This window comes from Lacrimispora amygdalina (assembly GCF_003432035.1).
GTDB lineage: Bacteria > Bacillota > Clostridia > Lachnospirales > Lachnospiraceae > Lacrimispora > Lacrimispora amygdalina.
Genome location: NZ_QOHO01000030.1, coordinates 100,456 through 120,601, shown reverse-complemented (window position 1 = coordinate 120,601; position 20,146 = coordinate 100,456). Strand labels below are relative to the sequence as shown.

Sequence of the window (20,146 nt, the reverse complement as noted above, 5' to 3'; positions counted from 1 at the left end):
GGATATGAAAAAAAGGTGGCTTTGTCTGTTTGTGGAAAATGAAGTGGGTGTACTTGCCAGAATTACCGGGCTTTTTTCTGCGAAAGCTTACAATCTTAACAGCCTTACGGTAGGGACGACGCAGGATGAGACGGCATCTCGGGTAACCATCAGCCTTTTCAGTGATGACCAGCTTTTTGAACAGATTAAAAAACAGCTGAACCGCATGGTGGAAGTTTTTAAAGTAATCGATTATACAGATATTGACATTTACAGAAAAGAGATTATGTTTTTAAAAATATTGAAATGCACAGAAAATGACCGCACTTTCCTTTTTCAGTTTTCAGAGGTATACGGAATTAGAATTCTTGATTTTAACAAAGATTCGGTATTGATAGAAAGCATAAAAGCGGAAGAAGAGAACAATCTTATGCTGCAGTTATTATACAAGAGACTGGATAATCCGGTTGAAATTGTCAGAGGTGGAAGCGTAGCAGTTGAAGCAGTTTAGAGCTTTGCTGATAAAAACATTGTGTCAGAGTCAGATCGAATTGTGATCTTCCCGTATACAAAATTAAGGGAAACTGGTATGATAATAATGATATATCAGACAAGAAATGAATGGCACAAAGGATTCGTATAATATTATGAAGCAATTAACCATAGGAATACTGGCTCATGTCGATGCAGGTAAGACCACGCTGTCAGAAGGAATTCTTTATGCAAGCGGGAAGATCGGAATGCCAGGAAGAGTTGATAATAAAAATACATTTTTAGACACCTACGAGCTGGAAAAAGCCAGAGGGATCACCATATTTTCCAAACAGGCAGTTTTTGATATGGGAGATATTAAAATCACCCTTTTAGATACTCCGGGGCATGTGGATTTCAGTGCTGAGATGGAGCGGACCCTTCGTGTGCTGGACTATGCCATACTGGTAATCAGCGGTGCAGACGGAGTACAGGGACATACCAGAACTTTATGGCGTCTTTTGTCCATGTACCAGATCCCTGTTTACCTTTTTATTAATAAGATGGATCAGCCTGCTGCCGATCAGGACAGATTGATGAGTGAGGTCAAAAAGCAGCTTCATGACAGCTGTATCGATTTTTCCCTGAATGATACAGACAGCTTTTATGATCAGCTTGCCATGTGCAGCGAAAGCATGATGGATGAATATTTAGAAAACGGCTTAGTAAGCGGGGATCACATCCGGCAGGGGATCAGAAACCGGACTGTATTCCCCTGCTTTTTCGGTTCAGCACTGAAATTACAGGGGATAGAAGCCCTTCTTACAGGAATCAGCCAATATGCCCTGATACCAGAGTATCCCCATGAATTCGGAGCCAAAATCTTTAAAATAACAAGAGATGACCAGGGAAACCGGCTGACTCACTTAAAGCTTACCGGCGGTGCACTCAGCGTAAAGAATACCCTGACCAATGGAGTCTGGGAGGAAAAAATCAACCAGATCCGCATCTATTCCGGAGAAAAATACGAGACAGTGAATGAAGTTACTCCCGGCTTCATTTGTGCAGTAACCGGACTTACCCAGACCAGGCCAGGTGAGGGGCTGGGATTTGAAGAAGCATATGAATCACCGGTACTGGAACCGGTCCTGTCTTATCAGATTGCCTTGCCGGAAGGCTGTGACCCAAGGCAGATGCTTCCAAAGCTGCGCCAGCTGGAAGAAGAGGAGCCGGAGCTTCATATTGTATGGGATGATCATGTACAGGAGATTCAGGCACAGATTATGGGGGAAATACAGATTGAGATATTAAAGACCCTGATCTTAGAGCGTTTTGGAGTGGATGTATCCTTTGATGCGGGAAAAATTGTATACAAAGAGACCATTGAAGGCCCTGTGGAAGGTGTGGGACATTTTGAGCCACTGAGACACTATGCAGAGGTACATCTTCTTTTAGAGCCTGGAGAGCCGGGCAGCGGACTGGAATTTTGCACTGCCTGCAGTGAGGATCTGCTGGGGAAAAGTTACCAGAGGCTTATACTGACTCATCTTGAGGAAAAAAGTCACAAAGGAGTGCTGACCGGATCTGCAATTACAGATATGAGAATCACCCTTGTATCAGGAAAAGCCCACCAGAAGCATACGGAAGGCGGGGATTTCCGGGAAGCAACGTACCGGGCGGTGCGCCAGGGCTTAAAAGAGGCTCAGCCGGTACTATTGGAGCCATATTATGGTTTTACTCTTGAACTGGCTGAGAATCTGGTAGGAAGAGCAATGACAGACATTGAAAAGATGTGCGGAACCTGTGAGATATCCCATACAGACGGAGAAATTGCAGTTCTTACCGGCAGTGCGCCGGTGTCCACCATGAGAAATTATCAGAAAGAGGTATCGGCATATTCCAAAGGTATGGGAAGGCTGTTTTGTACTTTAAAAGGCTATGAGCCCTGCCATAATCCGGAAGATGTAATAAAGGAGACCGGCTACGATTTTGAAAGTGATCTGGACAATCCTGCCGGATCTGTATTCTGTTCCCACGGTGCCGGGTTTGTGGTTCCCTGGGATCAGGTTAAAAAACACATGCATCTGGAGCCTTTCTTAAAACTGCCCCAGTCTGAAGCTGCTGAAAAGATCCAGGGGGGCGGATCTTCCGGCCAGGAAAACCCCCTTATGAGTCTGGAAGAAATCGACCGGATTATTGAAAGTACCTTCTATGCCAACAGAGGGAAGCGGACAGAATGGAAGAGAAAAAAGCCTGTTTATGAGACACGCAGGGACCCGGTATACCATAATATGAATGATTCAGAACAAAGGGAAGAATATCTCCTTGTGGATGGTTATAACATTGTATTTGCCTGGCCGGAGCTTGCCGGTATGGCACAGGAAAATATGGATGGAGCCAGAATGAAGCTTCTGGACCAGCTGTGCAATTATCAGGCAATCCGTAAATGCCAGATCATTGCGGTATTTGACGCATACCGGGTAAAGGAACATCGGGAAGAATTTATCGCCTATCAAAATATTCATCTGGTATATACCAGAGAGGCGCAGACAGCAGACCATTATATTGAAAAATTTGCCCATGATAACAATCGGAAATACCGGATTACCGTTGCCACCTCCGACGGTTTGCAGCAGATGATCGTAAGAGGAGCGGGATGCGCTTTGTTATCAGCAAGAGAGTTAAAGGCAGAGATGGAAGCAGCAAACAAAAAAGTGACTGAGGAATTTCAGGATTCCAGACCCCAAAGCCGCCATTTTCTTCTGGATTCCCTGTCAGATGAGATAAAAGAACAGTTAAAAGATGCGGGAGGTAAAGAATCATAAATGGTGCATAAACTATAAAATGGAACGGTCCTCGCTGCAGAAAGGAATGAATGACACAGGAAGGACCGGACGGATTTTATTTGTAACGGCCGCTGGAGGTGATGGAAAGCTCATACTGATCGCCCAGGATGCAGATATCATCGGATAAAATCGGTTCGTTACCTCTGTAGCAGACTCTCTGGATACTCAAAAGAGCAGTTCCGGGCGGCACCGCCAGCATCTCAGATTCTGCAAAGTCTGCAGATTTTGCAAAGATTTTATCAGCAGCAGACTGGATCTCCAGATGATATTGCTGCTCCAGAAATTCATAAAGACCGTTAAACTTGTTTGTGAACTGTTCAATATTAGGAACCAGCACATAGGGTATGTAGTCTTTTATAATGGCTATGGGTTTTTCATTAATCAGCTGGATTCTCTGGATTCTGGCAATTGGGGTTCCCAGAGCCTGATGGAGCTCTTTTCCCAGCTTTTCAGTAGCGTAAATAATGTCAATGTACATGCTTTTGGTGCGGACATCAAATCCCCTTTTGCGAAGACATTCTGTAACTGAGGTGACTTTGTTTAATGATTGAATTGCTCTGGAGTCCAGTACGATCGTACCTCTTCCCTGTCTGATTTCAACAAGACCTTCTTCCTTCAGAATTTCCATGGCAGTTCTGACAGTGGTGCGGCTTACCTTGTATATCTTTTCAAGTTCTGGTTCGGTTGGAAGGAATTCTGAGACAGGATAGGTTCCATCTTTAATTTTCATTTTTATTAAATCATGAACTACCATATAAGCCGGAACTTTCCCCATACTAAATTGATTATGAAAATCGCTGGGCAGCGCTTGATTTTCATAATTCCCCCTTTCTTTCACATATTTTTTTAGATGACACTAATTATATCATATGTTTCTTTTATAGCAAATGAATGTAAAAAAATTAGTATATTTATTACTATTTTTTGAATAGAAACTATTAATATTTTAAGGAGAACTCATGTGTACAAATAAAAAAAGAAAAAATGATGATTGGCTCCATGCAAAGCCGGAGGTTTCAGTGACAATTGCATGGAGAAGATTCTGTCACTGAATAAATGCCGGTTTTGCCTTCTGATCTTTAAAAAATAGGAGGAAACCAGCATGAAATATGTAAACGCAAAAACAATTCTTCCTGATAAACTGGTCAGGGAACTGCAGCAATATATCCAGGGAGAATATATTTATATACCCGCCCTCTTAAGGCAGAGAAAACAGTGGGGTGAGAAGACCGGGTACAGAGATGAATTAAAACAGAGAAATAGCACAATCAGAATCCAGTACCATAATGGCAGATCCATGGAATCCCTTGCAGAACAATATTGTCTTTCCCTCTCTGCTATCAGAAAAATCATATATCAGCAATAAACCCACGGAGCTGCAGATGCAGCTCCGAATTTTTATACAGAATAATACAGAAGCATATGGTGTATTGAATTCATTAAGAGAGGCGGATACAATTACTATAAAAGCCGTAATGGGAGGAAATAAAAATGGATTTGACTTATATGGGATATGAGGAGCGAATCATAACACCAAAAAAACCAGTACAGATAGCAGGATATGATGCCCGAATTGACAACTGTTCAAGGGGAACCATGAAGGATTTAAAGGCCCAGATTCTGGTAGGGAAAAGAAATGAGGACAGATTCTGTCTTGTAACAATCGACAGTCTGGGTTTTACAGTCGGGCTGACCAATGTGCTGCGGGAAAGGATAGCAGAGATACTGCCAGCAAAAATGGAGCAGGTCATGGTCTGTTTTTCCCACACCCACGCTGCACCTAATGCTGCAGTTGAAAAAGATTATTATGAATCCGTATGCCAGTCAATTCTCTCAGGAGTAAAAAAGGCGGAAGAATCCATGGAACCCGTTTACGCCGGGTGGGGAAGCGGTGAAAATACCGTTGGAATTAACAGGAGAGGGAGCGGTCAGCCAATTGATCCACGGATTGGGATCTTAAAGATATGTGGGGAAAGGCAGGAAAAAACAAAAGTTCTGATCGTCCGGATAACCGCTCACTGCAACGTTCTGATGCCGGATAATTTCCTGATTTCGCCGGATTATTTCGGGGAGGCAAGAGAAGTGTTAGAACGCAGATATGGCTGTAAAGTGATGATGGTGCAGGGGGCCTCCGGGGATGTAAGACCCAGATACCGCCAGGAAAATGCGGATTTTCTGGAAATTCATCCGGCAGAGGTACATTTCATGGATATCAGCGATCAGATGAAAGTAAGGTATACTGCGCAGAGCCAAAAAGCATTGAAGAATATGGCAGATGATATCTGTAAGTCCCTGGAGCCGGTCATAGACAAGATTAATCCAAAACCGATCAACAGAATATCCATGTTTTCCGTTAAATCGACCTTTTATGCTGATGTGCCGGAATTAAACCGGGCCCGGCAAATTGCGTCCGAAGCCTGGGAGCAGGGGAAAATCGATGGTACAGGCTGGCTTTTAGAAGTGGAGAGACTTTTAAACAATCACGAAACCAGGCAGAGTGCCGAAATTGAACTACAGTTTTTTACAGTCAATGACGGCTGCCTCTGCGGAGTTCCCAGTGAAGTCATGTCTGATATTGCAGTTGAAATCTGGAAAAAAACCAGTAATCCAATGGTATTTTTCAATGGTTATACAAATGGCTGTACCAGCTACCTTCCGACAGCTGCCGAATATGACAGGGGCGGATATGAAGTCCTCTGGTCCAACCTCCTTTACTACCAGTATCATGGGAGAGTCATGCCGTTAAACAGAGATACGGCAGACCGTCTTGCGGATGAGGCGGTAAAGGCGTGGAAGGAGTATTAGGTTTATGATAAGACCGGAGCTGCGGGTTTTTGCAGATTTTGCTTTCGTCTAAGTTGGTCTTTCCGGTATTTACAAACTCTTAAAATCAGGTAAGTCCCAAATACAACTGTGTATGATAATACTGATAAAACGTAATTAACTTTATAGATCATCTCCATATCAGAAGAAGGGCTTAAGGATTCCAGCATGCTGGGGACTAAGAGAACCATTAAGTATACGTAAAGGATGGCAAACCAGGGGTAGGAAAGCCGCTGGACATTTTTCCAAACCCTGGGATTCATCTTTTTTCGTACTGCTTTAAAAGAAGTGACCATTAAAACGATCATAATCAAAAAGAGCGGTACGGTCAGTATTAATGCAAGGATCTGCCTGAGATCCAGCTCGTCAGGGGTATGTAAAACGGCTGATATGTAATAGATTCCGTAAGCAAAGGAATGTGCTAATGTAATCAGGCAGGCGATGATTGACAGATAGCCTCTGATGGGCATCAGCGCCCGGACTATTTTGCCCTTCGGATTTAAGGCACCGATATACATTACAATGACAAACAATGCAGTGGAAAAGGCACCTCTGTAAAATACGGAAATGACATAGAGGTAGGTCCATTCCGGAAAGACTTCGTATAAATTTAGTTTTGTGTAACATACGATAAATCCGATGACTGCTATGGACAGTACGTAGAAGATGGCGGGGCGCTTGCGGATGGCATTTTTGAAGAAGAAAACAAATAATATGGCTTCCAGTAATGCAATTAAGAATATCATGAATAATTCCTTTCACCTTTCTTGTTTGTGGTGGTGTGGGTGTGGATTTTTGTATAATGGTTAGTTAATACTAACCAACACGAACTATATCACAGGAAATGTGGAAGTGTCAAGATTCTTTCGCAGCATTTTTTTGAATAGTTTTGGTTGATGGGGATTAATGATAATTAATTGCTTTTAGGCGGGATAGGTGGTTTGGTGGAGTGAAAAAAATTATACTGGCGACTTCTGGACTTTTTAACAGTGAGGAAATCTGCAAAAGGATGTTACGTAGTTGCTTTTAGTAGAACTAATGAGATTGTAGATAGATGACAAGATGGTATATAAATTAAGAAATTTAAGGGAGAATATTCTGATTTATGTTGTAGAGAAGAATTAGATAATCAAATAATAAATTAGGAATATTTGATTGTATAATTCTATAATTTGTCATAAAATGTTAATAGCTAATTAATGAATAAGACGATAATATGTCTGCAGGAAAATTGTATAAATAAATTGAAATAAAAAGGCGTTATTATTATTTATGGGGGTAAATATGATAAGGAAAAGGAAGTGGGATAATGGAAACAATACAAGAGATCATAAAAAAGTTTGAAGCTACTAAGGATAAACAGATATATAGTGAAATAATTGAACGAATTAAAACGAAAGAATTGTTGTTGATTTCATATATGCCGTTCACGAATAATTACTATCTTGACTTTGAAAATGGTAAGCCAGCATGCTACATATTTACTGAAAAAAAATACTACGAAGAATATCAGGATTATATGATGCAGCAACAGATAATTGTTAAGCATGTGGAAAACAATGAAGAACAAAGAATGTTAATGTTTGGCGATTTGTATCGAAGCGGTTTTGAAATGATAGTGATTGACAGCGGTCAGACTCATTTGGTTATAAGCTTGTTTGATATTATTGATAAACCTGATTTTTCAGATGTTCCCGAAATAAAAAGGCCAATAATGAACCCTTCATTAGTTTGTGCCGCTAACCATTTCTTTCAGGGGCTGAGTACAAAAAGAGTAACACGTGATATGGAAGCAAATATGTTCAAGGAAATATACAATGCGAAGTATCTTATGCCTCTTGATACTAGTAAAATGAATATGGAAAAAACAAATGCAGATAACGGAGAATGTGTTGTAAAGGAAAAGAGCATTATGCAATTCCCATTAATAACGAATTCAGAAGATAAAAGCTTCTATCCGTTTTTTACTGACTGGAATGAATTCAGAAGATTTGATAAAGAGCAAAAGTTTAGTGGTAATATTGCGACCTTTGAAGATATCAAATATTTTATTGATAAGGCTGATGGTATTTCTATTAATCCATATGGTGTAAATATTACTTTGACGAAAGATATGTTAAATGTTATTGAAAGTGCAGCAGAAGGTTCACTTCAAAATACAGTGATAAAAGAACAGGTAGCAGAGAAAGAGTCAAAGGTTATGCTTGGAGAACCGGCAGAGTATCCTCAAAAGATGATTGATGAGATCTGTAAATATCTTAAAACCAATAAAAATGTTAATGCCGCATACCTGAGATTAATGGTAAAAGATAATGAGCAAAGTTATCTTATTGTTGTTGATTTCTCAGGTGATAAAAATGTGGTTTTTAGTAGCATAGCTAATGCAGGAGTTCCTTTTTCGAACGGTAAATATCTTGATTTAGTTCCCTTATCAAGCGGTTTCGGAAAAGAAGCTGTCGAGAACATAATACCGTTTTATAAGAAAAAGAAGTTTGGGGTTTTTTAGATAAGGATTCATTTTCGTATATCAGGATGGCATTGAAATATTAAGAAAATGTATTATCACTATACAATGTTAGTGCATCAACAAATTAGAATATGGGGTATAAAGAATGACTCAAGGGATTGCTATATTCGGGCTGAATGGAGGCGGAAAGTCGACTCTAACTCATGCGTTAGCAAAAAAAACAGGTTATTTTGAGATGGATGTGGAAGATTATTATTTCCCTGAGCAAAGAGAATCAAGAAAACGGGCTTTAGAAAATGACTGTGTAAATGATACAGTGCATTTAGACGAACTACCTTTTTCTAATCCTAGAACAAAAAGTGAAGTAGAAACTGCGATTATGGAGAATATAAAGACTTATCCAAGGTTTATTATTTCTGGAGTTACAATGAATTGGAGTGATGAAATTCTTTCTCGTATTGATATTGCTTTTTGGGTTCAAACGCCACTTGAAGAAAGATTGAAGAGAATTCAAGCGAGGGAAGTAAAAAGGTTCGGAACAAGAGTTCTTGATGGTGGCGATATGTTTGCACAACAAATGGAATTCCTAAAAGTAGTAAAAAATCGCGATTCAAAAGCAGTTGAAGAATGTGCAATGAAACTTGGTTGTCCTGTTATTGTAATTGATGGAACATTATCTGTGATAAACAATCTAGAGAAAATTATAGATATTCTTGAATTTGTCTAAGAAAGTGGTGATAAATATGAATATCAAAGTTGCATTTTTCAGGATGATTTAATCCAAGCAATAAGTGCAGACATTTATGAGGTTAGATTGATCAAAACAACAATAGACTTAATACTACCGGAATAAAAAATAAAGAGGTGAAAATATGAAAACTGCGTACATAAACTGCACAATTTTAGATGGTTCCGAACAAATGAAACCAATTCCCCAAATGACCATAATTGAGGAAGACGGAAAAATTGTAGCCATTGAAAGAAGCAGCAAAAAAACCGTCAACTATCAGGTTATCGATTTGGAAGGACGTTATTTGATGCCGGGACTGATCAATCTTCATATTCACCTGCCGTCCAGCGGAAAGCCGACAAAAAAACAGACAGATGCGACCAAATTAGTGAAATTGCTTACGAGTACTGCTCTATCCCGTGCCATTCTTGTGGGTATATGCAAAAACAGCGCCAAAACACAACTTATGTCTGGGGTAACAACGGTCCGTACAGTGGGAGGCATTACCAACGTTGATACCAAGATTCGTGACAGCATCCTTATGGGAAAAATTGTAGGCCCCCGCATGTTGGCGGCCAATATGGCGGTATCTGTACCAGGAGGCCACATGGCCGGCTCTCTGGCATATGAAGCGTCCAGTTTGGAAGAAGCTTGCCATGATGTAGAGCAAATTATAAAAGACCATCCAGATCTGATCAAGCTGATGATCACAGGCGGAGTGTTGGATGCCAAAACTAAGGGAGAGCCGGGTGTGCTGCGAATGCCACCAGATTATGTGAAAGGTTGCTGTGAAGTGGCGCATAAATCAGGTTATCCGGTTGCCGCTCATGCAGAGAGCCCTGAGGGGGTACTTGTGGCACTGGAAAATGGCGTTGATACAGTTGAACACGGTTCTGCTTTGGACGAGAATCTTGTGTCCTTGTTCAAGGCGAAAAAATCCAGTCTCATCTGCACGATTTCTCCGGCACTTCCTATTGCCTTGTTCAACAAAAATATCTCTCACAGTTCTGAAGTGACACAGTTTAATGGTAAAGTGGTCATGGATGGCATTATTTCCGGTGTGAAGACGGCCCTTGCAAACGATATGCCGGTCGGCCTTGGCACTGATTCCGGATGCCCTTTTGTCACGCACTATGATATGTGGCGCGAACTGGTCTATTTTCATAAGTATGTAAATGTCTCCAATTCTTTTGCTCTTTATACGGCAACCAAGCGAAATGCCATGATTGCGAATATCGGAACCGTAACTGGTTCTATTGAAGTGGGTAAATCAGCCGATTTTTTGATCACCGAGGGCAACCCGCTGGAGGATTTGAGTGCATTAAGAACACCTTATATGGTCGTGACCTGCGGTAGACGTTTCAAACACCCCAAAATAAAGAAATATGCCGACGTTGAAAACGAGCTGGATAAATGGTTATAAGGGTTATCATATGGTGCGATTAAGTGGAGGGAATATGCGGTTAACGATATTACATACAAATGACATACATAGTAATTTTGATAATTTTTCTAAGATAGTAAACCAAATGACCGGATGGAAGGATAGTAATACTCTTGTACTTGATGCCGGAGATTTTGCTGATTTTAAAAGAATTGAATTGCTTGGGACTGACGGATTGGCAGCGATGGAATTGCTTGATTCTACTGGATACGATGCTTTGGCGGTTGGAAATAATGAAATATTTCAAGGGTTGGATGTGCTGAAATATATGGCTGCTAATGCGAAGATCCCGTTGCTGAGCAGTAACTTGCGCTGCGCTGATCACTCAGAAATAAAAGAAGTAAAACGAAGTATTATAATAAATAAAAATGGGTTAAGAATACTAATCATTGGGGCATCACCGGATATCGGACCTTTTAATGAATTGCTTGGCTTTACTCTTATAGATTATCTGGCAGCGGTTCAACACGAGATTGATGAATATCATGAGCAGTATGATATGTGCATACTGCTTTCACATCTTGGCATGGATAAGGATAAGGAAATAGCAGTAAAAATAAGTGGTGTTGATATCATAATTGGTGGTCATTTTCATATATTAATGGACCAGCCGGAGATAGTAAATGGAACCATTATTCATACTTCAGGAGCACAAGGAGAATATATTGGAAAGCTTGTAGTTGAAGTGAAAAATAATCAGGTGCAACTGATAGAAGGAATTAATATCGACGTTCTAAACTCAGAAGGATCTACTATAGTTCAAGAGATAGTCAAACAGAATAAAATAAAGGCTATTGACAGACTCAGCGAACCTTTCTGCAGGATAAATAAAAATTTATGGCATGATGTTGTGGAAGAGAACCCTATGACGAATCTCCTTGCAGATGCCCTACAGGACTTCCTTGGGTGTGATCTTGCAATTATAAATAGTGGCGTGATAAACGGTGGAATTAAAAAGGGTGATGTTTCAAGGAAAAAGATCATAGAGCTTTGTCCATCTCCTTTAAATCCCACCAGCTTTCAGATACAGGGAAAAGACTTGTGGGAAGCCTTGCAAAACTCTCTGGATACGGATTATTGCTATGCGGATGGAAAAGGTGCGGGATTTCGGGGGAAATATGTGGGGAGGTTGCATGTATCAGGCGCAGTAATTGAACATAATGGTAGGAATATTTTGAATATTTATATTCATGGTGTCAGCATTAATATGGAGAAATGGTATACAGTAGCTTCGTCTGATTACCTTCAAAGGGGAACTGGATACCAAACATTAGCCAGGAATCACGACGAACAGTATAGCAAAGAATATTTGAGAGATATAATACAAGAATACGTTATGCAAGAAGCATTTGTGGAGAAGGCCTTTGTAGAACGGTGGATATTAAAATAATGTATTGGAGGGAATTATGACGATTGTTTATTTTATACGACATGCACGACCTCTGACAATAGAAGGTCAACAAGATTCAAAAATTGTTACTTTTTTGTAGATAACTACGATCGTCCAATATTTTTCTTATGATGTAATGATAAAATTACAGGAAAGAAGAATAAATTTATGACAAGTACGATGCTAAAAATACTGGCACTCATATTTATATTTTTAGATCATATTGCGGAATTCATTCCGGGAGTTCCAATCTGGTTGCACTGGATAGGAAGAGTCTCGGCCCCTATCTTCTTTTTTTGTATGGTATGGGGATTTAATGGGACAACCTCATATCTAAAGATTTGAGTCCCTGGTTTTGCATTCGAACATACCGCTCATTAGAACAGTTAGTTCAATGCAAATATCTGACGTATAGGATAAAACCATTTCCACTCACGCCCAAATTGGTGGAGAATGATTTAATTCCGGGAGAAATTGAAGATATAATACTTTGTTACCTTATATGATAGCACATAGATTAATTAGATGGTATGGAAGGAGAAAAAATGGGGATTGGTATTGGCGTATATGTGAAAAACAGTGCAAAGGCGGTTGAATTGTATCAACAGGTATTTGGATTAGAGTTGGGGTATCATGTAAAAAATCCAGATGGTTCTTTTTTTCATTCAGAGCTCTATAGAAATGGAGAATGCTTTTTAGCTGTAGTAGAAGCATCAAGGGCTAATACAGAGGAGAGTATAGTTCAGTTAGGTTACGAATTTGATAGTCCAGAAGAAGTAAGATGTGCATATGAATTATTAAAAAAAGGCGGAAGAATTGACATGCCAATAGGAGAACTTCCATGGAGCCCTTGTGCGGCTTCAATAGTTGATGAATTTGGCGTATGGTGGTATTTATCTACGGTATCTCATCGTCCACCAGAGGATTATGATTATTGGGATGGGAAAAACTGATCGAAGTAGCTTTCCATTGTCAAGTATTCAGAAGCAGTAATTTTATTCCATGAGATAAAAGACAGTATAGCATAATCAGAACTTTCGGGAAGGAAAAAAATGAAACGAGCAGTAATTTTTGATATGTATGAGACGTTGATTACCCACTATCATAGTCCTCTCTATTTTGGGGCAGAGATGGCGGAGGATGCGGGAATTCCAACAGATATATTTCAGTCACGATGGCGCTCCACAGAATCTGAACGGTCTATAGGTAAGGTGACATTGGAGGCCGTACTGGAATCAATTCTTAGAGAGAATGATTGCTACTCAGAAATACTTTTAAAGAAAATAGTGAAGAAACGTATAGCAACAAAGGAAGATTGCTTTAATCATTTACATTCAGAGATTATTCCAATGCTTTCAGCATTAAAAAATAAGGGGTTTCTACTGGGATTAATAAGCAACTGTTTTTCAGAGGAAGCTGCTGTTATCAGAAGAAGTGAGCTATTCCCATATTTTGACGCTGTTTATCTTTCTTATGAACAGGGAATACAAAAGCCAGAAGAAGAGATATTCCAAAGATGTATGGATCACTTATCAGTGGAGGCTGAGAGGTGTATATATATAGGCGATGGTGGTAGTAATGAATTGGAAACTGCCAGGAAACTTGGAATGAAAGCGGCTCAGGCAGTCTGGTATCTGAAGGAAGGTACATCACAACCAGCAAAGAGAATGCATGATTTTTACCAAATAGAGAAACCATTAGACTTGCTAAATTTTGTTGATATAGGTTGATATTTCAGTAGATGAAAATGTTTCTGGCGGATTGCGGTATTTGCATTGATGGTATACATATCGCTGAATGATTCTGTTCTTTCCATGCGAAATGACATTGTAACATGGTTTGATAAAGAAGAGTCGTGCTTACAGAAGAAATGAAATTAACTGGAGAGGTGTTAGTTTGGATGATTTATATAAAATGATTAAACCTTTTTTAAATCAAACTATATTAACCAGATATAACTTCGGTTTTGCCGGGGAGGTATATATTGAGACAGATAAGTTTGAAGAAGAATATAACCAATATCTTCCGATTTTAGAAAAGTATTTTAGTCTGAAAAAACCATATTATTGTAACAGAAATTATACTTATTATTCAACGGATTTAATTGAAACAACAGACTTAGTAAAAAATATAGCATTAGATGCACCTGTAATTTTAAATTTAGAATTATCGTATGATAATAAAAGATATATTATATTCTCACTCACGGAATATATGTTGTCATGTATAGCAAAATTGGTTGGTGTCATATTCTCTTATACATCTTTGGATTATAATTATTATAAAGCGCTCAAAGAATATCTGATAGATTTGACTGATTATATAACTCAAATTATTTTTGATGAAGAATTAAACCGATTTCCACCGTTATCTTTTGGTTTAATTGATAGTATCATATCGGATTTGAGGGAACTTAATATATCCGAAGTCCGTGAATATTCAGAGATGGACAATATTCTTATTATGTTTATTACATATTTTGCGTTATGCGATTATATTGGAGAGCACGATATTATCATTTCACCGTTACAGGGGGCCGCACTAATACCACCATTTTTTATATCTATGCAAAAATACACCAATATCGTGAATAGGTATTCCGGTTTTTCAGGGTATGAGTATGTCAGGTTTTCAAAATATGATAATACTCATTATTGTGAATTATCCTTGCCAGACCAGGTGCATTTACTGGGAACTCAGTATCCGGAGAATACGAATATTTTATTGATAGATGATAATACAGGTACTGCAACTACGATAAAATCTATTAAACAAGAATTGTTAAAATATTTTAAAAACATCTCAACTTGCGCATTAGAGTATTATTGGGAGGGAAAGATTTTTAGAACTGATTATCCGGCGTTTCAACTAGATGAAATAGATCTAATAACGCCCCTTTGCTACAGATATTTTAAAATACTTGAGGAACATTTAGAATTTCTAAAGAATGGAAAAGATATTAACTTTCGATATGATTTAATCAAATTTAGTAAAATAAATATGATTTATGATAAAATAGACTACAGTTTATATATAAATAACAATTGTACAGAAACTTCAACAAAGACAAGAATTTTGAGTATTTATAAGAGGATTAAGGAGGTAATGAATAAATTTTGAATATAATGGGGGATGTAACTATGGTGAGGAAAGAAAGATATTTGTATTTTTATTTACTTCTATTTTTGCTGATGACATTAGGTGCATTTGTATGGCAGATGTTTTTTCCTAATGTTTCAGAAATTTTTTCGGTATGGAGGATGAGTCGTGGCTGGCAGACCGAAATTGCTTTATGGAATTTGGGGATTGATACGGGTATTATAATTACACTGATCAGGCATAACATTGAATATGCAAAAATACTTACGCTTATCTCGGTTGTACTTTGCATTTTATTGGGAGGACACCACCTTTTTTACGCGCTAACAACAACTAACGGCAATATCACTTTGCATTGGATAGGCACAATAGAGGTGTTTTTTATAGGAGGAGGGGCAGGAATATTTGCCCTTATTAAGTCACTTCCAAGGCGAGGAGAAATAGCTGTGAAGAGAAAGGTAGTAACAATCTGTGGATCAGTAAGGTTTTGGAATAAAATACAAGAGATGTCTGAACGATTAGAATTAGAAAATGAATATGCTGTAATAGGAATTATACCACATGTTATGGATAGAGAGTTAACAGAAAATGAAAAAGATACATTAGGTGAATTACATAGAATAAAAATCGATTTGTCAGATGCAATTTTTGTTGTAAATGTTGATGGTTATATTGGAGAAAGTGTAAAAAAAGAAATAGGATATGCTAAACAAAAAGGAAAAGAAATAATTTATTTAGAAAGTACAGGAGTTTTAGGGGGCGGTAATTCAATTGCTGAAATAATATAGGATTATGCTGCCATCCATAAAGCATTTTTATAAAAAAAAGAAAACCAGTATGAAAAGGAGCGCACAATAATGGAATTTACAAAACTCAAAAATAGTCTGGAGTGCTTAGGATATACTGTAAGTGAATTTAATGATGCAGAAGAAGCAACTAAGTATTTAGCTAATCAGCTGAGTGATAGAACTATTGGAATTGGAGGTTCAGTTACTGTAGAAGAAATGAAACTGTATGATGCACTGGTGTCTCATAATGATGTGTACTGGCATATGCGATTACCTGAAAACATGAGTGCCATGGAAGCAAGAAAGAGAGCCAATCTGTCAGATATTTATATTTCCTCGGTAAATGGAATTGCCGAAACAGGAGAGATCATCAATATAGATAATACTGGAAATCGTATATCGCTGCACCCCTTAATGCCAAACGTTTAGGAGTAAAAACGCCATGTGCGATAAAGGGTGATAAATGCTATGATTGTAAAAGCCCGCAGAGAATATGCAGAAATTTTTCTGTACTATGGAAGAAACCTACAGGGAGTGAATATGAGGTTATTTTAATTCATGAAAAGCTTGGATATTAGATTAATGATATTTAATTATACCGCAAATAGGGGAACGATGGAGGTAAATATTTATGGATAATTTCGACGATATAGAGACAAATAATAATGGAACTAGTCAAGAAAAACTTGAAACAGCAGGTATTGGAATGAGGATTGGCGCATTTTTAATTGACCATTTTATTATAGTTGCGGTTTTAGTGTGTCCATCAATACTATTTACGTTTAGTCATATTCAAAGCGACCCTGCCAAAGCTTGGACTATGTTTCCTGTATTAATGCTGATGGCATTTTTAGTTTACTTTCTAAAAGATATTATTAATGGGGCAAGCCTGGGAAAGCGTGCATTGGGATTGACAGTAAGAAGCAATTTGGATACATCGGAAGTACCATCTGTTCCAAAGCTTTTTTTGAGGAATATCCTTACGTTTGTATGGCCGATTGAATTTCTCGTTCTTATATGCGGTGCGAAGAAAACGAAACTAGGCGATCAAATAGCGGGTACAAATGTTTACAGGGTGTCTAAGAAACCCAAATTAGTTATTATTGTAGTTTCGGCGATTTTGGCGACAGCAATTTTTACGGCTTCGCTTTTCTTTGGAATATCATCAATATTTAAAAATGACGATTCTTACAAAATGGCAGTAAGCTACATCAATGCAAGCCCGGAAATCTCTAGTATAGTCGGAAACATTGAAGGCTTTGGCTATATGCCTGCTGGAAGTCTTAATTATTCCGGAGGCCACGGGCAAGCGGTTTACTCGATTAAAGTCATAGGCAGTAAGAACACTGTTTATGTTCATATAAAAATGGAAAAGAAACTTAATAAAGATTGGGAAATCGTTTACTTTGATTACAGTGAATAAACGTATGGTAAGAAATATGACGATTACTATATTTTTGATTTTGGTTGATATTTTACCGGGGGAGGACATGAATGATTTCATATATTAAAGCGACAGAGGATGATATAGAATTACTTATGCAAAGTAGACTGGAGATGTTAAAAGCAGTAAATAACTTACCAGAAAATTATATTTTTCCTGAGGATTTGATTCATTGCAGCAGAGAGTATTTTAAAAATGCCAATCAAACAACTATTTTAGCAATTGATGAAAAGGTGGTGGGCTGTGCGACTATGTGTTACATTGAAATAATGCCTACCTTTTCGCATCCTACGGGAAAGAGGGCACATTTGATGAATGTGTATACGAGTAGTCAATACCGCAGACAAGGAATTGCTTTTCAAATGTTAAGCACCTTAATAGATGAGGCAAGAGAAAAAGGAGTTACGGAAATAAGTTTAGATGCGACTGATTCAGGAAGAGAGTTATATAAAAAACAAGGTTTTATAAATTCAAATGAATGTATGGTGTTAAATTTGTTATAAAGAGTTAGAGGCAAGTGAATTAATACAGATATATTCTTGTAAAAGAGATAATACAATTTATATTGGGTATTTATGTGAAGGTGATTGGGATAAAAATTCAATAACACTGCAGCAAGATAAAAGAAATTATTGGAATTACCAATTAAAACTCCTTAAGTGAGGTATTAATCATGAGCAAAAAAGAGTTTAAACGGGAAAGCAAAGAAAAGAAACCTGTACTGGCAATCTGCTACGACTTTGACAAAACCTTATCGCCAGATGATATGCAGGCGCAAGGTTATATTCAATCAGTAGGCTATGACGTGGGAGATTTTTGGACTGAATCCAATGAATTGGCAGAAAACAATGAGATGGATCAGAATCTTGCGTATATGTACAAAATGGTTCAGGAGGCAGAGGGAAACTTAATCTTCAACAAAAAGACATTAGAAGACTATGGTGCAAAGGTCAATTTGTTTCCGGGTGTGGGAGAATGGTTTGAAAGAATATGTGAATATGGGACTGATCATGGCGTCATCGTGGAACATTACATAATTTCTTCCGGACTGAAAGAGATGATTGAGGGAACATCTGTCGCAAAAAAGGGCGCTTTCAAAAAAATATATGCAAGTTCATTTTATTATGATCCCAGAACCGGCGTTGCAAAATGGCCGGCACAGGTCGTAAACTATACGAATAAGACACAATTCTTGTTCCGTATTGAAAAAGGAGTTCTGGACATAAACGATCAAGGGGTTAATGATTCTTTTGCTCCCGAAGAAATGCGTGTACCATTTCGCAATATGGTCTATATTGGCGACAGCGACACAGATATTCCATGCATGAAACTTGTGAATTCATATGGCGGACATTCGATTGGCGTATATAATGCTGCAACAAATGATAAATCTAAAGTTTATAAAATGATGCATGATGGAAGAATAAAGTACTACGCACCGGCTGATTATTCAGAAGGAACCGAATTGGATAATTTGGTGAAATCAATTATTAACCGTACGGCTGCCAATGAGACTTTGGAAGAATTTTTCTACCAATGTAAAAAGGAAAAATATGAAGCCGATAAACAAAACAGTGAAGAGGTACGTAAAAAAACTGATTTATTAATTGCACTGGAGGGCAGTGGGAATTTTGCAACGACACATTCCACTATAAAAGAACTTAATATATTTGAAAATTGGTCATTAGACGAAAAAGAACTGCTATTTAAAATTGCAGTTGAGAATAGTCAGGTATTTTACTTATTGGGCGATTTGGATGTAAAACTTTTTTATCAAAATGTGCTTAAGGATACCCGAAAACTTTCAGAATATGCAAAAAGAGTAAAGGACGAAATTGAAAAAAAACATTGAATTAGTTTGTGACACTCCGTGAATTGAGCAAGACTTACGATAAAGATTGGAGGATTCATTTTGGAAATAAAAAGCATTTACGAAAACAAAAAGCAGTTCTTGGATCTGCTCTTATTAGCTGATGAACAAGAATCCATGATAGACAAATACTTAGAGCGAGGGGATCTTTTCGCCTTATATGACAACGGCTTGAAAAGCGTGTGCGTAGTTACACAGGAGAGTGAAGATGTATGCGAACTGAAAAACATAGCCACTTACGAAAAATGGCATGGTAATGGGTATGGCAGTAAACTTTTGCACCACATCTTTTTGCATTACAAAGAAAAGTACACAACTATGGTTGTAGGGACTGGTGACAGTCCATGGATATTACGGTTTTATGAAAAAAACGGTTTTAGGATTTCTCATAGAGTTAAGAACTTTTTCATAGATAATTATGACCATCCAATGTTTGACGGCGGAATTCAATTAGTGGATATGATTTATTTGAGTAAGGCTTTATGACTTAGTAACCAATATTTAAGTAAAATAATCGGCTATCATATTGATAAGAGATTTTGGAACAAAGGGTATGCTTCGCAGTCAGCGAAAGCTTGTTTGAGGTATGCCTTTGAGAATACAGATTTTGATGAGGTTTTCTCATATCAAAAGGCGACGAATATTCCATCAAGAAAAGTGGCTGAAAAAATGGGGATGTCATTGCGTGAGGAATATGCAGATGAGAAAAATATAAAAACAAGTGTATATTCCATTACCAGATCGCAGTTTAGTGCTATGAATATAAACGTTTAGGAATACGAAGGGAAAAAATAT

At 38.1% G+C, this 20,146-nt stretch carries 21 protein-coding genes; 19 read left to right on the top strand and 2 right to left on the bottom strand.

Features of this window, described 5'->3' with window-relative positions:
• The first annotated feature begins 4 nt into the window (after positions 1 to 4).
• Positions 5 to 490, top strand: a complete 486-nt coding sequence (ilvN, locus tag DS742_RS11300) for an acetolactate synthase small subunit (protein WP_117417105.1) — start codon at positions 5 to 7, stop codon at positions 488 to 490.
• 136 nt (positions 491 to 626) lie between these two features.
• Complete coding sequence (locus tag DS742_RS11295; RefSeq protein ID WP_117417124.1) at positions 627 to 3,275, top strand: translation factor GTPase family protein; 2,649 nt, start codon at positions 627 to 629, stop codon at positions 3,273 to 3,275.
• A gap of 76 nt (positions 3,276 to 3,351) precedes the next feature.
• Here DS742_RS11295 and DS742_RS11290 read toward each other — a convergent pair whose 3' ends face one another.
• Complete coding sequence (locus tag DS742_RS11290) at positions 3,352 to 4,050, bottom strand: GntR family transcriptional regulator (RefSeq protein WP_278335961.1); 699 nt, start codon at positions 4,048 to 4,050, stop codon at positions 3,352 to 3,354.
• Positions 4,051 to 4,398: 348 nt separating this feature from the next.
• Here DS742_RS11290 and DS742_RS11285 point away from each other — a divergent pair, with 348 nt between their 5' ends.
• Together DS742_RS11285 and DS742_RS11280 are read left to right on the top strand one after the other, a co-directional pair.
• The gene (locus DS742_RS11285; protein ID WP_117417104.1) at positions 4,399 to 4,662 is read left to right on the top strand and encodes a CD3324 family protein; all 264 of its coding nucleotides are present in this window, start codon (positions 4,399 to 4,401) and stop codon (positions 4,660 to 4,662) included.
• A 125-nt stretch (positions 4,663 to 4,787) separates the two neighbouring features.
• The gene (locus DS742_RS11280; RefSeq protein ID WP_117417103.1) at positions 4,788 to 6,101 is read left to right on the top strand and encodes a hypothetical protein; all 1,314 of its coding nucleotides are present in this window, start codon (positions 4,788 to 4,790) and stop codon (positions 6,099 to 6,101) included.
• A gap of 2 nt (positions 6,102 to 6,103) precedes the next feature.
• Here the strand turns inward: DS742_RS11280 and DS742_RS11275 are convergent, their stop codons facing one another.
• Positions 6,104 to 6,865 carry a ferric reductase-like transmembrane domain-containing protein gene (locus tag DS742_RS11275; RefSeq protein ID WP_117417102.1) on the bottom strand — a complete coding sequence of 254 codons (762 nt, stop codon included), beginning with the start codon at positions 6,863 to 6,865 and terminating at the stop codon, positions 6,104 to 6,106.
• Positions 6,866 to 7,428: 563 nt separating this feature from the next.
• Between DS742_RS11275 and DS742_RS11270 the strand changes: the two genes are divergently transcribed.
• The 15 genes from DS742_RS11270 to DS742_RS30005 all read left to right on the top strand — a co-directional run bounded on the left by DS742_RS11270 (position 7,429) and on the right by DS742_RS30005 (position 20,125).
• Entirely contained in the window at positions 7,429 to 8,625 is a 1,197-nt protein-coding gene (locus DS742_RS11270) for an enhanced serine sensitivity protein SseB (protein WP_117417101.1), read from the top strand.
• Between the two features lie 106 nt (positions 8,626 to 8,731).
• Positions 8,732 to 9,313 (top strand): AAA family ATPase, encoded by a 582-nt coding sequence (locus tag DS742_RS11265; RefSeq protein WP_117417100.1) that lies wholly within the window; start codon positions 8,732 to 8,734, stop codon positions 9,311 to 9,313.
• Between the two features lie 145 nt (positions 9,314 to 9,458).
• Positions 9,459 to 10,739 (top strand): metal-dependent hydrolase family protein, encoded by a 1,281-nt coding sequence (locus tag DS742_RS11260; protein ID WP_117417099.1) that lies wholly within the window; start codon positions 9,459 to 9,461, stop codon positions 10,737 to 10,739.
• Positions 10,740 to 10,773: 34 nt separating this feature from the next.
• Positions 10,774 to 12,150, top strand: coding sequence for a bifunctional metallophosphatase/5'-nucleotidase (locus DS742_RS11255; RefSeq protein WP_117417098.1), 1,377 nt, complete (start codon positions 10,774 to 10,776; stop codon positions 12,148 to 12,150).
• 168 nt (positions 12,151 to 12,318) lie between these two features.
• Positions 12,319 to 12,495: a TraX family protein gene (locus tag DS742_RS11250; protein ID WP_117417097.1), complete on the top strand. Its 177-nt coding sequence runs from the start codon at positions 12,319 to 12,321 to the stop codon at positions 12,493 to 12,495.
• Positions 12,496 to 12,695: 200 nt separating this feature from the next.
• A complete protein-coding gene (locus DS742_RS11245) occupies positions 12,696 to 13,103 on the top strand; it encodes a VOC family protein (protein ID WP_170313432.1) in 408 nt (135 codons plus the stop codon).
• A gap of 99 nt (positions 13,104 to 13,202) precedes the next feature.
• Positions 13,203 to 13,880, top strand: coding sequence for an HAD family hydrolase (locus tag DS742_RS11240; RefSeq protein ID WP_117417095.1), 678 nt, complete (start codon positions 13,203 to 13,205; stop codon positions 13,878 to 13,880).
• Between the two features lie 166 nt (positions 13,881 to 14,046).
• Positions 14,047 to 15,270: a hypothetical protein gene (locus DS742_RS11235; RefSeq protein WP_117417094.1), complete on the top strand. Its 1,224-nt coding sequence runs from the start codon at positions 14,047 to 14,049 to the stop codon at positions 15,268 to 15,270.
• 20 nt (positions 15,271 to 15,290) lie between these two features.
• On the top strand, positions 15,291 to 16,037 hold the full coding sequence (locus DS742_RS11230; RefSeq protein ID WP_147325769.1) for a hypothetical protein: 747 nt from the start codon (positions 15,291 to 15,293) through the stop codon (positions 16,035 to 16,037).
• Positions 16,038 to 16,106: 69 nt separating this feature from the next.
• Positions 16,107 to 16,466, top strand: coding sequence for an LUD domain-containing protein (locus DS742_RS11225; RefSeq protein ID WP_242996451.1), 360 nt, complete (start codon positions 16,107 to 16,109; stop codon positions 16,464 to 16,466).
• A 202-nt stretch (positions 16,467 to 16,668) separates the two neighbouring features.
• Positions 16,669 to 17,460, top strand: coding sequence for a cytochrome c oxidase assembly factor Coa1 family protein (locus DS742_RS11220; RefSeq protein ID WP_117417092.1), 792 nt, complete (start codon positions 16,669 to 16,671; stop codon positions 17,458 to 17,460).
• A gap of 71 nt (positions 17,461 to 17,531) precedes the next feature.
• Entirely contained in the window at positions 17,532 to 17,984 is a 453-nt protein-coding gene (locus DS742_RS11215) for a GNAT family N-acetyltransferase (RefSeq protein WP_117417091.1), read from the top strand.
• A gap of 170 nt (positions 17,985 to 18,154) precedes the next feature.
• A complete protein-coding gene (locus DS742_RS11210) occupies positions 18,155 to 19,333 on the top strand; it encodes an HAD family hydrolase (RefSeq protein ID WP_117417090.1) in 1,179 nt (392 codons plus the stop codon).
• 60 nt (positions 19,334 to 19,393) lie between these two features.
• Positions 19,394 to 19,837 (top strand): GNAT family N-acetyltransferase, encoded by a 444-nt coding sequence (locus tag DS742_RS11205; RefSeq protein ID WP_117417089.1) that lies wholly within the window; start codon positions 19,394 to 19,396, stop codon positions 19,835 to 19,837.
• Positions 19,838 to 19,861: 24 nt separating this feature from the next.
• A complete protein-coding gene (locus DS742_RS30005) occupies positions 19,862 to 20,125 on the top strand; it encodes a GNAT family N-acetyltransferase (RefSeq protein WP_117417088.1) in 264 nt (87 codons plus the stop codon).
• The last annotated feature ends 21 nt before the right edge of the window (positions 20,126 to 20,146 follow it).

Excerpts from the sequence above, each read along its gene's own strand:
- DS742_RS11225 (WP_242996451.1), top strand. The coding sequence starts at position 16,107 with ATGGAATTTACAAAACTCAAAAATAGTCTGGAGTGCTTAGGATATACT.
- DS742_RS11215 (WP_117417091.1), top strand. The coding sequence starts at position 17,532 with ATGATTTCATATATTAAAGCGACAGAGGATGATATAGAATTACTTATG.
- DS742_RS11240 (WP_117417095.1), top strand. The coding sequence starts at position 13,203 with ATGAAACGAGCAGTAATTTTTGATATGTATGAGACGTTGATTACCCAC.
- DS742_RS11290 (WP_278335961.1), bottom strand. The coding sequence starts at position 4,050 with ATGGTAGTTCATGATTTAATAAAAATGAAAATTAAAGATGGAACCTAT.
- DS742_RS11285 (WP_117417104.1), top strand. The coding sequence starts at position 4,399 with ATGAAATATGTAAACGCAAAAACAATTCTTCCTGATAAACTGGTCAGG.
- DS742_RS11220 (WP_117417092.1), top strand. The coding sequence starts at position 16,669 with ATGGATAATTTCGACGATATAGAGACAAATAATAATGGAACTAGTCAA.
- DS742_RS11275 (WP_117417102.1), bottom strand. The coding sequence starts at position 6,865 with ATGATATTCTTAATTGCATTACTGGAAGCCATATTATTTGTTTTCTTC.
- DS742_RS11260 (WP_117417099.1), top strand. The coding sequence starts at position 9,459 with ATGAAAACTGCGTACATAAACTGCACAATTTTAGATGGTTCCGAACAA.
- DS742_RS11210 (WP_117417090.1), top strand. The coding sequence starts at position 18,155 with ATGAGCAAAAAAGAGTTTAAACGGGAAAGCAAAGAAAAGAAACCTGTA.
- DS742_RS11245 (WP_170313432.1), top strand. The coding sequence starts at position 12,696 with ATGGGGATTGGTATTGGCGTATATGTGAAAAACAGTGCAAAGGCGGTT.
- DS742_RS11230 (WP_147325769.1), top strand. The coding sequence starts at position 15,291 with ATGGTGAGGAAAGAAAGATATTTGTATTTTTATTTACTTCTATTTTTG.
- DS742_RS11265 (WP_117417100.1), top strand. The coding sequence starts at position 8,732 with ATGACTCAAGGGATTGCTATATTCGGGCTGAATGGAGGCGGAAAGTCG.
- DS742_RS11280 (WP_117417103.1), top strand. The coding sequence starts at position 4,788 with ATGGATTTGACTTATATGGGATATGAGGAGCGAATCATAACACCAAAA.
- DS742_RS11255 (WP_117417098.1), top strand. The coding sequence starts at position 10,774 with ATGCGGTTAACGATATTACATACAAATGACATACATAGTAATTTTGAT.
- DS742_RS11295 (WP_117417124.1), top strand. The coding sequence starts at position 627 with ATGAAGCAATTAACCATAGGAATACTGGCTCATGTCGATGCAGGTAAG.
- DS742_RS11250 (WP_117417097.1), top strand. The coding sequence starts at position 12,319 with ATGACAAGTACGATGCTAAAAATACTGGCACTCATATTTATATTTTTA.
- ilvN (WP_117417105.1), top strand. The coding sequence starts at position 5 with ATGAAAAAAAGGTGGCTTTGTCTGTTTGTGGAAAATGAAGTGGGTGTA.
- DS742_RS11270 (WP_117417101.1), top strand. The coding sequence starts at position 7,429 with ATGGAAACAATACAAGAGATCATAAAAAAGTTTGAAGCTACTAAGGAT.